Here is a 14613-nt window from a genome sequence, read left to right on the forward strand (position 1 = left end):
TCGGCATGCGAGGACCGGGGGTCCCGGGGCGGACGAGCCGCCCAGGGACCCCCGGTCTCACGCTTCCCGATGCGTCCCGACGCCGTCGCAGGACGGCGTCGGGACGTATCAGGCGGTCAGGGCGCTCAGCCCTCGAACGTCCAGTTCCAGAACCCGTGGAAGATGGTCGGGCTGATGGTGATCGACTCGACGCCCTTCAGGTTCTCGTCCCAGCCCTGGATGGCGGGGAACTGGAAGATCGTCACGCCGAAGCCGTCCGCCCAGAGGTTCTTCTCGACCTCGAGCTGGAGCTGGAACTGCTCCTCCGGGTCGGTGGCGACCTGGAGCTTGTCCAGCGCGGCGTCCACGGCGGGGTTGTTGTACTTGCCGTAGTTGTTCACGCCCGGGTTCGGCGACCAGCGGAAGTTCGCGTCCGACTCGGTGACGGCGGTCGAGGTGGACTGCCAGCCGAACAGCGACGCGTCGTACTGGTCCTGGCCGGTCCCGAGGAGAGTGCCCCACTCGGTGGCCGGACGGCCCGTGTCGACGATCTGGAAGCCGGCCTGCGTAGCCGTGTCCGTGATGAGCGCGAGCTGGTTCGCGCGGCGCGTGTTCTCGTTGTTGTACGCGAAGCGCACCTCGACCGGAAGCTGGACGCCCGCGTCGGCGAGGAGCTGCTTCGCCTTCTCGATGTTCTCTTCCGGCTTCGAGGGGTCGTAGAAGTCCGAGCCGTTCTCCGCGACCATCTGGTCGTAGTTCGGCGAGCCCGGGAGGAGGATGTTCGAGTTGCGCACCTCGGCGTCCGGGTTGAGCGGCTTGATGAGGTTGTCGACGATCGTCTGGCGCGGGATCGTCAGGAGGAACGCCTGGCGCACGGCCTTGGCCTTCTCCGCGTCGCCACCGTACTTCGCCGGGTCGAACGGACCGCCGTTCTGGAAGACCAGGTCGACGTGCTCGTACGTGCCCTCGATGCCCGCGTGGGTCTCGACGCCGTCGAGCGCCTCGAGCGCGGTGCGGACGTCGGCGGACGCCTGCGGGCCGATGAGGTCGACCTCACCGTTCTGCAGCGCCGTGACCTGAGCCATCGGGTCCTCGATGTAGCGGACCGTGACGGTCTCGACGGAGGGCTTGTTGGTGCCCTGGTAGTCGGGGTTCGCCTTGAGGGTGAGGTACTGGTTCTCCTCGTACTCCTCGAGGGTGTAGGCACCGTTCGAGACGTAGAGCGCCGGGTCCTCGGGCAGCGTCGTGAACTCGAAGCCCTTGTTCCAGAACTGCGAGATCTTCGACAGCGCCGCGGTGTCGTTGTTGAGGATCGCGTCGCGGACGGCCGCCTTGGCCTCCTCCGGGTCCTCGATGCCGAGCGCGTTCTGGCCGACGACGTGCGCCGGGACGAACTCGTTGGTCCAGCTCAGCTCCCAGTCACCGAACGGCTTGTCGTAGACGACGGTGATCGACTTGTTGTCCTCGGAGATCTCGGGGTTCTCCGAGATGAGGGCGATGCCCGGGTCCGAACCGTCGAAGAAGACGCCGGCGTCCAGCGCCTCCTGGTTGAGGACCTTGCCCTCCTCGTCCAGCTCCGCCTCGACCGTGTTGAACTTGCCGGACTGGCCGGCCCAGTCGAGCAGGATCTCCGTCGCGTCGACGGGCGTGCCGTCGGACCACTTGGTGTCCTCGCCGAACGTGTACTTGATGGTCAGCGGGTCGTCCGAGACCTTCTCGTACGTGCCGAACGACTCGTCCTTGACGACGTTCAGGTCGGCGTCGTAGTAGTTGAAGCCCGAGTTGAGCATGTAGTTGATGATCGCGTTCTGCGTCGCGTTGCCGTTCGTGGAGCTCAGGTTGAGCTCGTTGAGGGGGGCCTCCCACGCGACGGTGACGGCGGACTCGTTGTTGATGCCCGAGTCGCTCGTCTCGGTCTCGCCGTCACCCGACGTGCCGCTGCACGCGGAGAACAGCAGTGCCCCCGTGACCGTCACGGCGAGGGCGGCACTGGTGCGCCTGATCTTCAATGTTCCTCCTCCAAGGGATGGTGAGCGCGTCCGAGAGAGCGTCGTTAGCCCCCCGGTCGCCCCGCCGCCCGCGCGCTCTGACGACGTCGGCGCGCGTGGACGGGCAAGCCCACCACGGTTTGAGGCCACGCTACAGACCAAGTTGCGAAGGATCTCCCCCTTGCCCGGTTGCGACGGGCGATCGTTACCGAGTTGATACTGGCCGGTACGGCGCCGTTTCCCGCCCGTCGTTCCCCGGAAACAGCGGCGAAACCTCCGTGCCGCGACGCCGCGACGCTCGCCCCGTCTCACGATGCGACGGGCGCGCAGCGCTGTGACCTGCGTCTCAGGCACCACCGGACCGCACGACCAAGAGCTACCCGGCGTCGTTGGCGTAGATGTCCCGATACAGGCGCAGAGCACGGTCCCGGACCACCGCAGCGTCCGCACCGGCGAACCGAGCCGGGTCGAGCGCTGCGGGGAGGTCCCGCCCGTCGAGGATGGCTCGTGCGAGCATCTTGGTCGCGCCTGCGGCGTGGGTGAACCAGATCGCCTGGGCGATCCACACGCCCTCCGCGAACGGGTGCCTGCCCAGGAACGGGAGGTTGTCCGGGGTCATCGCGAAGGCTCCGTTGACCCGGCGCGCCGGCGTGAACCTGGCTTCCGGGCGAAGGAGTGCCTGAGCGGTGTCGAGCGCGGGATCGAGCTCCGCCGACCATTCCAGCCCCGCCCCGGCTGCGAGCTCGTCGTGGTCGACGGGTACCGGACGGTGGTCGTAGGTGCCGATGCCCAGCAGGTCTCCGTGGACCCGGGCGTAGACGTGGCGCTCGGGCCATCGCACGAACGGTCCCGGGCTCCACGTCGCGGCCGGGCGGCCGTAGACGTAGGGGTGCGCGACAGGGAACAGCGGGAGGTCGAGGCCCGTGAGAGCTGTCAGCCCCGATCCCCACACGCCCCCGGCGAGGATCACGTCGTCGACACGAGAGCGGTCACCCGCCGCGGTGACGACGAGGATCGCCGCGCCCTGCCGCTCGACCGCGACGACCTCCTGGTCGGCCACGAACCTCGCACCGCGAGCGACGGCCTCTGCCCGCAGGGCGGTCCCCACGACGCGCACGTCGGCCGACGCGTCCTCGTGGAAGTACCCTGCCGCGCGCACCTGTCCGGTGTCGACGAAGGTGGTCACCGTGCTCGCGAGGCCTGTCGCCGGCACCAGCTCCGCGTGCAGCCCGGCAGAGCGGGCGGCCCCGACACGACGCTCGACCTCGGCGGCTCCGGCCTCCGACGTCGCCAGCTCCAGACCGGCAGAGCGGCGGAAGCCGGTGCCCGCGATGTCGTACAGCGCGGCGGATTCCCGTGCCAGCTCCGTCAGGACAGGAGCGTCGTTGTAGAGGCCGACGAATCCGGGTGCAAGGGCCGTCGAACCGCGCGGATCCTGTCCATCGCGTTCGAGCACGACGACGTCCGCACCACGGGTCGCCAGGACGTGTGCTGCGGAGATGCCCACGATCCCCGCGCCGACGACGACGACCTTGCGCTTCACGGTTCCCACTCCACTCCTCTGCCTGCCGCGCGACGGAGACGGACCGCCGCCCGCGAGACGCGTTCGATCCTGCGGGGCCTGGGTCAGACGTTGAACCGGAACTCCACCGCGTTTCGGTACAGAGCAACCTCAGCGCACGTCGAGTGAAGTATCCCTGGGCGCGTCGCCTGTCAGCCACTCGCGAAGCACTCCGACCCACTCGTTGAACGCATCGAGGTGCGCGTCGTGGCTCCCACCGACGAAGTCGACCCGACCGGTGGCCGGACGACGACGAATCAGCTCGTCCCGATCCGTCGCCGGAAACATCCCGCCCAGGGCGAAGACGGCGAGGGTCGGCACCTCGAGCGACTCCCACTCGGTCCACCGCGGCACGCGGACGGCCTCGATCGCATGCTCCATGACGTCGGCGTCGAAACGCGGGCGGAGCCCGTCGTGCGCGACCTCGAGATCGTCGACCCAGGCGTCCACGATCGCGTCCCTGCCGAGGTACGCCCTGGCCGCAGCCTCGTCGGCGAAGGGTGTCGGCCAGGATGCGAAGAACCGACCGAGCCCTGCCGCATCGTCCGGGTCGCCGCCTCCCGCGACATGACCCTCGAGCATCACCAGACGCTCGACGAGGTCCGGACGTGCTGCTGCCGTGAGGAAGGCGGTGTGCGCGCCCATTGACTGTCCGACGAGCGTGCAGCGCTGACCCGGCAGAAGTTCCTCCAGGACGGCAACGACGTCACCCACGAACGCCTCACGAGACAGATCGGTCGGACGCCGAGTGCTCCCACCGTGGCCCCGCTGGTCCATCAGGAGGACCCGGAAGGAATCCCTGAGCGCGTCGGCCGTGGGCAGCAACTCACGCGAGCTCCCCGCGAGCCCGTGAAGGAGGAGCAGTGGCGGCCCGTCACCCCCTCAATCGGTGACCGCGACCGAGACCGAGCCCTTGGCGACCCGCAAGGAGGGCTCGTCTGTCATGCCGTCTGCAGCGGTGCGATCGCGTCGATCTGCTCCGCCACACGATCCTCTGCCAGATCCAGGTCGTAGTGCGTCTGCAGGTTGAGCCAGAACTGCGCGGACGTGCCGAAGTACTTGCCGAGCCGAAGCGCCGTGTCGGCCGTGATCGCGCGATTGCCGTGCACGATCTCGTTGATCCGACGCGGCGGCACCCCGATCGACACGGCAAGCTTGTTCTGCGTGATGCCGAGGCCCTCGATGAAGTCCTCCATGAGCACCTCGCCGGGGTGGATCGGCGCGATCTTGTCAGTGGTAGTCAACGATCTCCACCTCCTCGGGACCGGCGTCGGTCCACACGAAGCAGATCCGCCACTGGTCGTTGATCCTGATGCTGTGCTGCCCGACTCGTTCGCCCTTCAGCGCCTCGAGCCTGTTACCTGGCGGCACGCGGAGGTCCTCGAGCGACTCCGCGGATCCCACCTGACGAAGCTTGCGCAGCGCGACTCGATGGATCCGAGGATCGATCGAGGGCACGCGTTCACGACGCCACAGCCGTTCGGTGTCTCTGTCGCCGAACGATCTGATCACGCGACCAGCGTATAACGCACAGCGTCAATAACGCTAGACGTTAAAACGGAACTCCACCACGTCGCCGTCGACCATGGCGTAGTCCTTGCCCTCGATACGGGCCTTGCCGGCGGCGCGGGCCGCGGCGACGGAACCGGTCTCGACGAGGTCGGAGAACGACACGATCTCGGCCTTGATGAAGCCGCGCTCGAAGTCCGTGTGGATGACCCCGGCCGCCTGCGGCGCGGTCCAGCCCTGGTGGATGGTCCACGCGCGGGCCTCCTTCGGGCCGGCCGTGAGGTAGGTCTGCAGACCGAGCGTCTCGAACCCGACCCGGGCGAGCTGGTCGAGCCCCGCCTCGGTCTGGCCCGACTCCTCGAGCATCTCCTTCGCCTCGTCGGGCTCGAGCTCGACGAGCTCCGACTCGAACTTGGCGTCGAGGAAGATCGCCTGTGCGGGCGCGACGAGCGCGCGCAGCCGCTCCTGCATCGCGTCGTCGGCGAGGCCGTCGTCGTCCGTGTTGAAGACGTAGATGAAGGGCTTGGCGGTAAGGAGCTGGAGGCTCGCGACGTCGGCGAGGTCCAGCCCGGCGCCCGCGGCCCCCTGGAAGAGGGTCACGCCCGCCTCGAGGAGCGTCTGCGCCTTCGTGGCGGCCTCGAGCAGCGCGGCGTCGCCCTTCTTGATCCTGACCTCCTTCTCGAGGCGCGGCAGCGTCTTCTCGAGCGTCTGGAGGTCGGCGAGGATCAGCTCGGTGCTGATGGTCTCGATGTCGCCCTCGGCGTCCGTCGAGCCCTCGACGCGGACGACGTCGGGGTCGGAGAACGCGCGCGTCACCTGGCAGATGGCGTCGGCCTCGCGGATGTTGGCGAGGAACTTGTTGCCGAGCCCCTCCCCCTCGCTCGCGCCCTTGACGATGCCGGCGATGTCGACGAACGACACCGTCGCCGGCAGGACGCGCTGGCTGCCGAAGATCTCCGCCAGCTTGTCGAGCCGCGAGTCCGGGAGCGAGACGACTCCGACGTTCGGGTCGATCGTCGCGAACGGGTAGTTCGCCGCGAGGACCTGGTTGCGCGTCAGGGCGTTGAAGAGGGTGGACTTGCCGACGTTGGGCAGGCCGACGATGCCGATAGTGAGAGCCACGTCGGCCGAGTCTACGGCGTCACGCGTACGACAGGACCTGCTGCAGCAGCTCCGGGGTGCGGCGGTCGTAGATCCGCGCACCCCAGCGCACGCCGAGCAGGAGCGCCACGGCGCCGACGACCGGCCCGACCACCAGCGTCACCCAGCCGAGCACGCCGTTGCCGGCGAGGATCGCGATCACCCCGGGGACGAGGAACGGCAGGGACAGCACGAGGACGACGGCCATCGCGACGGTCTGGGCGACGAGGGTCGCCATCGCTGCGCCCTGGGGCTGCTTGAAGGGGCTGTCGCCCGGCTTCGGCACGGGGTACAGGAGCCGCGCCGACGTCGCGCTCGACACCCCGGTCGAGACGAGGAGCGTGCCTGCCGTCAGCCCGAGGAGGGCCGGCAGGACGTCCCACCGTCCGACGACGGCGACCGAGACGAGCGCGAACGCGAACGACACGACGCCGCCGGCCGCCAGCACGGGGATCGCCCGGCCCCACCGGTCCGCACGGCCCGGCACGCCGGTCGACACGTGGAGCGCGAACGCCGTGTGGTCGTAGGCGATGTCCGCCGAGATCGAGAACCCGAGGATCCACGCGGCGAGCGGGGCGAGGATCAGGAAGATGTCCGTTCCCGAGCCGCCGCCCGCGACGAGGAGCACCACGGGGATGAGCGGGATGACGGCGATCGACCCGGAGTAGCGCGGGTCGCGCAGCCAGTACGTCGCGGCCCGGGCCGCGACCGCTCCGGTCGGGGTCGCCGGGAAGCGCGAGAACAGGCCGAGCCCCTTGGCGCGGCCGCCGGCACCGGACGTCGGCGGGTTCACGAGGGCACGCGCGAGCGAGCGGTCCCACACGACCCAGACGACGGCGAGGGAGACCAGCGCGACGACGAGGCGTGCGAACGCCAGGCCCCACGCGCCGTCGTGCACGGCGGGGCCGAGGCCCCACGGGGCACCGAACGGCGTCCACGCGACGACGTCGGCGAGCCGGGCGAGCAGGCCCTGCACCGCCGCGCCGTCGACGGGACCGTCGTCGAGCTGCGACGCGGCCCAGCCGAAGGCCGGCCCGACGAGCACGAGCGGGACGAACGCGGCGATCGTCACGACCTCGCGGTAGCGCCGCGACTCGAGGAGCGGCGCGAGCGCCGTCGTCGTGGCGCGCGAGCCGACGACGCACAGCGCGACCGCGAGCACCGCGCCGACGAGCGCGGCGAGCAGGGCGAGCGGGGTGCGCCACCACGCGAAGGAGACGCCGAGCGCCGCGAGCGCCGTGGCGATGCCGGGGATGGAGACCACGCCCGCGACGGCGAGCCCGGCGAGCAGCCGGCGCTGCGGGATGCCGAACAGCACGAAGCGCTGGGGGTCGAGCGTCGCGTCGACGCCGAACGCGAAGAGCGGGATCACCCACCACCCGAGGACCGCCAGCGCCCCGCCGAGCACCATGAGCGAGCCCGCGAGACCCGGCTCGTTCGTGCCGAGCAGGACCATGCCGACGACGATCATCCCGACGACGAACAGGCCGTACAGGGAGCCGAGGACGAAGCCGATCGTCTGCCACATGCTCCGCCGGAACGCGTTGCCCATCAGGGTCAGCTTGAGCCTTACGAACTGCGCAACCACGCGAGACCCTCCGTGCTCTGGCGGCCGCCGACGAGATCGACGAAGCGGTCCTCGAGGCTCTGGTCGCCGCGCACCTCGTCGATGGTTCCTGTGGCGAGGACGTGGCCGCCCGCCACGACGGCGACGTGGTCGCACATGCGCTGGACGAGGTCCATGACGTGCGAGGACACGACCACGGTGCCGCCGCTCGCGACGTACCCGGACAGGATGTCGCGGATGTTCGCCGCGGAGACCGGGTCGACGGCTTCGAACGGCTCGTCGAGCACGAGCGTGCGCGGCGCGTGGATCAGGGCGGTCGCGAGCGCGATCTTCTTCGTCATGCCCGCGGAGTAGTCGACGACGAACGTGTTCGCGTCGTCCGCCAGGTCGAGGGCGGCGAGCAGCTCGGTCGTGCGCTCGGCGACGGTGTCGCGGTCCATGCCCCGGAGGAGGCCCGCGTACGTGATGAGCTGCGCGCCGGTGAGGCGGTCGAAGAGGCGCACGCCGTCGGGCAGGACGCCGAGCTGTCGCTTGCCCGCCGCCGGGTCGGCCCACAGGTCCGTCCCGTGCACGTGCGCGGTGCCCGCGTCGGGGCGCAGCAGACCCGTTCCCATGGACAGCGTGGTCGTCTTGCCGGCGCCGTTCGGGCCGACGAGCCCGTAGAACGAGCCCGACGGCACGTCGAGGTCGATGCCGGCGACGGCGATCTTCTCGCCGAAGCGCTTCCACAGACCGCGCAGCGAGAGCGCGGCGGTCGGGTCGGGCGCGGGGTGCGCCGCCGACACCGGCTCCGGTGCCGTGGGCGGCTCGTACGTGGGTTCGACCATGGAGCAAACGTAGCGGAGGTCTCCGACGCCGCGGGGTGCGCTTTGTCACGGGGTGTCCGGTCGGACCGGCCGTGTCTCCCCGGTCCTGTCGGTGCCCCGTGGGAAGGTGCGGACATGGACATGTCGGGATGGTCGCTCTTCGCCGTCGGCCTCGTGCTGGGTCTCGTCGGGGGCGTCGTGCTCGTGCTCGCGGTGCGCCGCGCGTCGCCCGACGCCGCCACCGCCGAGGTGGACCGTCTCACCGCGCTCCTCGGCCAGACGCAGCAGGACGCCGCGCGGGCGGCGGGCCTCGCGGAGCGGCTCGACGCCGAGCGCGCCGGGTTCGTCCGCGAGCTCGACGCGGCGCAGCGCAGCGCGGACGAGCGTCTCGACCTCGCGCGCGCGTCGTACGAGCAGCAGCTCGCGGAGCTCCGCGAGTCGTCCGCGCGCCGGGTCGCCGAGATCCAGGGCGACCAGCGGCAGCTCGAGGCGCAGTTCGAGGCGCTCTCGAGCAAGGTGCTCGCCGCGGGCACGGAGCAGTTCCTCGTCCAGGCGGAGGAGCGGCTGCGGCGCAGCCAGGAGGTCGGTGCTGCCGAGCTCGCGAAGCGCGAGGAGGCGGTGCGCCACCTCGTGGAGCCGCTCGCCGGCGCGCTCGAGAAGGTCCGCGCCGAGGTGGCGGAGGCAGAGCGAGCCCGTCTCGCCGCGCACGGGAGCCTCGCCGAGCAGGTGCGCGGCGTGCGCGACGCGTCGGACCTGCTGCGCGTCGAGACGTCGCAGCTCGTCACGGCGCTGCGGTCGTCGCAGGTGCGGGGCGCGTGGGGCGAGCTCCAGCTGCGGCGCGTCGTCGAGGCCTCGGGCATGCTCCCCCACGTCGACTTCGTCGAGCAGGACCAGGTGGCGACCGACGACGGCGCGCTGCGGCCGGACATGGTCGTCAAGCTCGCGGGTGGCAAGCAGGTGGTCGTCGACGCCAAGGTCGCGTTCCTCGGATACCTCGACGCCCACGGCGCGACGGACCCGGCCGTGCGCGCCGACCGGCTCGCCGCCCACGCGCGGCACATGCGCAAGCACGTGGACGACCTGGGCGCGAAGCGCTACTGGGACCAGTTCGCCCCGGCACCGGAGTTCGTCGTGATGTTCGTCCCCGCCGAGTCGTTCCTGTCGGCCGCGGTCGAGCAGGACCCGTCGCTCCTCGAGCACGCGGTCGCGCGGAACGTCGTCATCGCGACGCCCATGACGATGGTCGCCATGCTCCGCACGATCGCGTACGCCTGGCGCCAGGACGCGCTCGCGACGAACGCCCAGCAGGTGCTCTCGCTCGGCAAGGAGCTCCACGGGCGCCTCGCCGTCATGGGCACGCACCTGGCCAAGCTCGGCCGTCAGCTCCAGAGCGCGTCCGACGCGTACAACCGCACGGTGGGATCGCTCGAGACGCGCGTGCTGGTGAGCGCACGGCGGTTCGCGGACCTGCACGTCGTCGACGAGGACCTCGCGACGCCCGCGACGGTGAACCCGCAGCTCAGCGCCATCAGTGCACCCGAGCTGCTCGCGTCGGTCAGCGAGGCGTTCGTCGCGATCGACGAGCGCCCGGCCGACCGTGACCGCGCCGCGGACACCGCGGCCGACGAGGCGAGCGCCTGACCCGGGGCGGGACAGAGCGGTCGCGACAAGACGGGCCGCCCGACGCTCAGACGGGCTGCACCGACAGCGAGGTGCGCCCGCCGCGGTCGAGACGACCGCCGTCGGACCCCGACGCCTTGAGGTCCGAGCGCAGCTCGCGCGGCAGGGAGAACATGAGGTCCTCGGTCGCGGTGCGGACCTCGGCCACGTCCCCGAACCCGCGCTCCGCGAGATAGGCGAGGACGTCGTCGACGAGGATCTCCGGCACGGAGGCGCCGGAGGTGACGCCGACCGTCGTCGCGCCGTCGAGCCACGCGGGGTCGATCTCCTTGGCATGGTCGACGCGGTACGACGTCCGTGCGCCGGCCAGCAGGGCCACCTCGACGAGTCGCACGGAGTTCGACGAGTTCGCGGACCCGACGACGATGACGACGTCGCACTCCGGCGCGAGCTTCTTCACCGCGACCTGGCGGTTCTGCGTCGCGTAGCAGATGTCGTCGCTCGGCGGGTCCTGCAGCGTGGGGAACTTCTCGCGCAGGCGACGCACGGTCTCCATGGTCTCGTCGACCGACAGGGTGGTCTGCGAGATCCACACGACCTTGTCGGGGTCGCGGACCACGACGCCGTCCACGTGGTCCGGGGAGTCGACGACCTGGACGTGGTCGGGCGCCTCGCCCGCCGTGCCCTCGACCTCCTCGTGGCCGGTGTGCCCGATGAGCAGGATGTCGTAGTCGTCCTTCGCGAAGCGCACGGCCTCCTTGTGCACCTTGGTCACGAGCGGGCACGTCGCGTCGATCGTGTCGAGGTTGCGCGCCGCGGCTGCCGCCTTGACCGCGGGCGAGACGCCGTGCGCGGAGAACACGACGCGCGCGCCCTCGGGCACCTCGTCCGTCTCGTCCACGAACACCGCACCGCGCTCGCTCAGCGTCTCGACGACGTACTTGTTGTGCACGATCTCCTTGCGGACGTAGACCGGGGCCCCGTAGTGCTCGAGCGCCTTCTCGACGGCGACCACGGCACGATCCACGCCCGCGCAGTAACCTCGCGGCGCCGCGAGGAGGACGCGCTTGCGGGGCGCGTCGGCCACGGTCGCGACGGAGCGGTCGGCGGACGGGCGCTCGGACGGGGCTGCGGGGAGGGCACTCACGCCTGCCAGTCTAGGTGAGCGCCCGCCGTCGGACGGCTGCGAAGCCGGTCACGAGCCCTCGTGCGCCCCGAACCAGCCACCTCGACACCCGCCCCCCGCGCGGGCTCCACACGCTCTCCACGCGCGACCTCGCCCACACCTGTCAGCACCCCGTCGCACCGGGGCGCCACCGCAGGCTGACAGGTCCCGTCGCGTCGAACCCTGTCAGCACCAGGACGTGCCCGGGCGTGGCGTCGTGCTGACAGGTCGGGCCGCGATCGGTGGCCGTGGGTGGCATGGGGCAGGCTGGTCCCGTGACCGCCTCGCTCCCCCTGCCCGACGACGCACCGCCCTCCGGCGCGCCGCGGGGCGACTCCGGTCAGGTCGTACGGGGGCCGCTGCCTTCCCGCGCTCTCGAGACGAGCGCCGAGCACCCGTGGCCCGTGCGGCTCCTGTCGCGCAAGATCGAGCAGTACGTCGACCGGATGGCCCCCGTGTGGGTCGAGGGGCAGGTCGTGCAGCTGAACCGCCGCCCCGGCACGTCGACGGCGTTCCTCACGCTGCGCGACACCGACCTGGACATGTCCCTGCCGGTGTCGGCCGCCGTGCGCGTGCTCGACGGCGCGCCTGTCGAGGAGGGTGCGCACGTCGTCGTGCACGCGAAGCCCGTGTTCTGGACGCGACGCGGCACGCTCCAGCTCCAGGCGCGCGAGATCCGCCCGGTGGGCGTGGGCGAGCTGCTCGCCCGGATCGAGCACCTCAAGCGCGTGCTGGCCGCGGAAGGTCTGTTCGACGCGGACCGCAAGCGACCCCTGCCGTTCCTGCCCGAGGTCGTGGGGCTCGTGTGCGGGCGCGAGTCGAAGGCCGAGCACGACGTCGTCGTCAACGCCCGCGCACGCTGGCCGCAGGTCCGGTTCGAGATCCGTGAGGTCGCGGTGCAGGGCGCGCACGCCGTGCAGCAGGTGGGCGACGCGATCCGCGAGCTGGACGCGCGCCCGGACGTCGAGGTGATCGTCGTCGCACGCGGTGGCGGCGCCGTCGAGGACCTGCTGCCGTTCTCGAACGAGACGCTCGTGCGTGCGGCTGCGGCGTGCCGCACGCCGCTCGTCAGCGCGATCGGGCACGAGACCGACTGCCCGCTGCTCGACCTCGTGGCCGACTACCGCGCCTCGACACCGACCGCCGCCGCCAAGCGCATCGTCCCGGACGTCTCGGAGGAGCGAGCGCGGGTGAGCCAGTCGCGTCAACGCCTGCGCGCCGCGGTCGCCGCGCACGTGGCGCGCGAGCAGGCGGGGCTCGACGCGATCCGCTCGCGACCCGTGCTCGCGTCCCCCGGGGTCATGCTGACCGACCGCGAGGAGCGCGTCGCCGCGCTGCGCGACCGCGCTCGACGGGCCCTGGACACGCGGCTCGTGCGGGCGTCCGGCGAGGTCGGCCGGCTCGAGGCCCAGGTGCGGGCGCTGTCGCCGGCGTCGACGCTCGAGCGGGGGTACGCCGTCGTGCAGCGCGGGGACGGGCACGTGGTGCGCTCGCCAGACGACGTCGCGGCGGGCGACCCGGTGCGCCTCCGGCTCGCGCACGGCGAGCTCGACGCGACCGTGGACGCCGCACGTGGCCCCGGCTCCGCGTCGGCCTCTCCGAGCTCGTCCCCGGAGGAACCATGAACGCCACGACGCACGACCCGCCGCCAGCCCGACGCCTCGGGTGTCCCGTGGAGCGGACACCGCGCATCATCACCACGACCAGATGGGGTTGAATACTGCCGTGACTTCTGCTGACAACGCTGTCACGCCGCCCGACATCGCGGCGCTGTCCTACGAGCAGGCACGCGACGAGCTCGTGCAGGTCGTCGCCCGGCTCGAGGCCGGCGGCGAGCCGCTCGAGGCGTCGCTCGCGCTCTGGGAGCGCGGCGAGGCCCTCGCTGCGCGCTGCCAGGAGTGGCTGGACGGCGCGCGCACGCGGCTCGACGCCGCACGCGCCCACGGCGAGCAGGCCACCGCGACCACGAACCCCGACCCCACTGGAGACGACCGATGAGCAACCCGCCCGCCCCCGGCACCCCGGAAGACTCGACCGGCACGACCGACGGCACGCAGGCCGGCGCTGGTCGACGCCACACCGACGACCGTCTCGGACGGGCGCGCGGCGACCGCCACGTGCTAGTCGTCGGGGAGGCGCTGATCGACGTCGTGCACCGCGCGGACGGGAGAGTCGACGAGCACCCCGGTGGCAGTCTCGCGAACGTCGCCCTGACGCTCGGGAGGCTAGGTCGCGACGCGCGCCTCGCCACCTGGATCGGCCACGACGCGCACGGCGACGCGATCCGCGCGTGGCTCGACGAGTCCGCGGTCACACTCGCCCCCGGGAGCACGGGCGCCCGCTCGACGAGCGTCGCGACGGCCCACCTCGACGCGCAGGGCGCGGCGACGTACCAGTTCGACCTCGAGTGGCGCGTCCCGACGGGCACCGCACCCGACCCGCGGACGCTCGCCGTCCACACCGGCTCGATCGCGGCGGTTCTCGAGCCCGGCGCGACGGACGTCCGCGCCCTCGTCGCCACGGCGCGCGCGACCGCGACGATCACCTACGACCCCAACGCACGCCCGGCCCTCATGGGCGACCCGGCGGACGCCCGCGAGCGGATCGAGGAGCTCGTCGCGCTCTCCGACGTCGTCAAGGTGAGCGACGAGGACGTCGCCTGGCTGGTGCCGGGCGCGGACCCGGTCGCGGTCGCGCGCGACTGGCTCACGCTCGGCCCGGCGCTCGTCGTCGTGACGCTCGGCGGCGAGGGCGCCGTCGCGGTGACGAGCCGCGGCGAGCAGCGCGTCGTCGCGCCGCGCGTCACGGTCGTCGACACCGTCGGCGCAGGCGACTCGTTCATGGGCGCCCTCCTCGACGGCCTCTGGGACGCCGACCTCCTCGGCGCCGACCGCCGCGAGGACCTGCGCGCCATCGACCCCGAGACGCTCGCCAACCTCGTCGAACGCTGCGTCGCCGTCGCCGCGATCACCGTCTCCCGCGCGGGCGCCAACCCCCCGCGCCGCGCAGAGCTCGCCCCCGCCTGACGGCCACGACGCACGTCCCGGGCCCGGGCAGCCGGGCGGCATGACCTCTGAGGCGGGCGGGAGCGCCGTCGGGCCACCGCCCGGGCGACGTGACCACCAAGGCGGGCGGGGCCGCCGTCGGGCCACCCACCCGGGCGACGTAACCACCAATGCGGGCGGGGCCGCCGTCGGGCCACCCACCTCGGCGACGTAACCACCCAGGCGGGCGAGGCCGCCGTCGGGCCACCCACCCGGGCGACGTGACCGCAGAGG

Annotated in this window: 13 protein-coding genes; 4 read left to right on the forward strand and 9 right to left on the reverse strand. The window is 71.9% G+C overall.

Annotation, left to right across the window (positions count from 1 at the left end):
* Window positions 1-125 precede the first annotated feature (125 nt).
* The 8 genes from AC4H2H_RS15270 to AC4H2H_RS15305 form a co-directional block, all read right to left on the reverse strand.
* Complete coding sequence (locus tag AC4H2H_RS15270; RefSeq protein WP_494371669.1) at window positions 126-1988, reverse strand: ABC transporter family substrate-binding protein; 1863 nt, start codon at window positions 1986-1988, stop codon at window positions 126-128.
* 355 nt (window positions 1989-2343) lie between these two features.
* Window positions 2344-3519 carry an NAD(P)/FAD-dependent oxidoreductase gene (locus AC4H2H_RS15275; RefSeq protein ID WP_494371670.1) on the reverse strand — a complete coding sequence of 392 codons (1176 nt, stop codon included), beginning with the start codon at window positions 3517-3519 and terminating at the stop codon, window positions 2344-2346.
* Window positions 3520-3639: 120 nt separating this feature from the next.
* A complete protein-coding gene (locus AC4H2H_RS15280; protein WP_494371680.1) occupies window positions 3640-4392 on the reverse strand; it encodes an alpha/beta fold hydrolase in 753 nt (250 codons plus the stop codon).
* A gap of 77 nt (window positions 4393-4469) precedes the next feature.
* Window positions 4470-4772, reverse strand: coding sequence for a HigA family addiction module antitoxin (locus tag AC4H2H_RS15285; protein WP_494371671.1), 303 nt, complete (start codon window positions 4770-4772; stop codon window positions 4470-4472).
* The gene (locus tag AC4H2H_RS15290; protein ID WP_494371672.1) at window positions 4759-5040 is read right to left on the reverse strand and encodes a type II toxin-antitoxin system RelE/ParE family toxin; all 282 of its coding nucleotides are present in this window, start codon (window positions 5038-5040) and stop codon (window positions 4759-4761) included. The genes AC4H2H_RS15285 and AC4H2H_RS15290 overlap by 14 nt, the downstream gene beginning before the upstream one ends.
* A 33-nt stretch (window positions 5041-5073) precedes the next feature.
* Entirely contained in the window at window positions 5074-6159 is a 1086-nt protein-coding gene (gene ychF / locus AC4H2H_RS15295) for a redox-regulated ATPase YchF (RefSeq protein ID WP_494371673.1), read from the reverse strand.
* Between the two features lie 19 nt (window positions 6160-6178).
* A complete protein-coding gene (locus tag AC4H2H_RS15300) occupies window positions 6179-7765 on the reverse strand; it encodes a hypothetical protein (RefSeq protein ID WP_494371674.1) in 1587 nt (528 codons plus the stop codon).
* Window positions 7747-8571, reverse strand: coding sequence for an ABC transporter ATP-binding protein (locus tag AC4H2H_RS15305; RefSeq protein ID WP_494371675.1), 825 nt, complete (start codon window positions 8569-8571; stop codon window positions 7747-7749). Before AC4H2H_RS15305 ends, AC4H2H_RS15300 begins: the two co-directional genes overlap by 19 nt.
* Before the next feature lie 114 nt (window positions 8572-8685).
* On the opposite strand from AC4H2H_RS15305, the gene AC4H2H_RS15310 reads away from it, so the two are divergent.
* Window positions 8686-10191, forward strand: a complete 1506-nt coding sequence (locus AC4H2H_RS15310; RefSeq protein ID WP_494371676.1) for a DNA recombination protein RmuC — start codon at window positions 8686-8688, stop codon at window positions 10189-10191.
* Window positions 10192-10237: 46 nt separating this feature from the next.
* Here AC4H2H_RS15310 and AC4H2H_RS15315 read toward each other — a convergent pair whose 3' ends face one another.
* Window positions 10238-11257 (reverse strand): 4-hydroxy-3-methylbut-2-enyl diphosphate reductase, encoded by a 1020-nt coding sequence (locus AC4H2H_RS15315; RefSeq protein ID WP_494371681.1) that lies wholly within the window; start codon window positions 11255-11257, stop codon window positions 10238-10240.
* A 353-nt stretch (window positions 11258-11610) separates the two neighbouring features.
* Between AC4H2H_RS15315 and xseA the strand changes: the two genes are divergently transcribed.
* From xseA to AC4H2H_RS15330, 3 genes are all read left to right on the forward strand, one after another.
* Complete coding sequence (xseA, locus tag AC4H2H_RS15320; RefSeq protein ID WP_494371677.1) at window positions 11611-12960, forward strand: exodeoxyribonuclease VII large subunit; 1350 nt, start codon at window positions 11611-11613, stop codon at window positions 12958-12960.
* An 82-nt stretch (window positions 12961-13042) separates the two neighbouring features.
* On the forward strand, window positions 13043-13333 hold the full coding sequence (locus tag AC4H2H_RS15325; protein WP_494371678.1) for an exodeoxyribonuclease VII small subunit: 291 nt from the start codon (window positions 13043-13045) through the stop codon (window positions 13331-13333).
* Window positions 13330-14361 (forward strand): carbohydrate kinase family protein, encoded by a 1032-nt coding sequence (locus AC4H2H_RS15330; protein WP_494371679.1) that lies wholly within the window; start codon window positions 13330-13332, stop codon window positions 14359-14361. The genes AC4H2H_RS15325 and AC4H2H_RS15330 overlap by 4 nt, the downstream gene beginning before the upstream one ends.
* The last annotated feature ends 252 nt before the right edge of the window (window positions 14362-14613 follow it).

It is taken from the genome of Cellulosimicrobium sp. BMG9.22 (assembly GCF_059159975.1).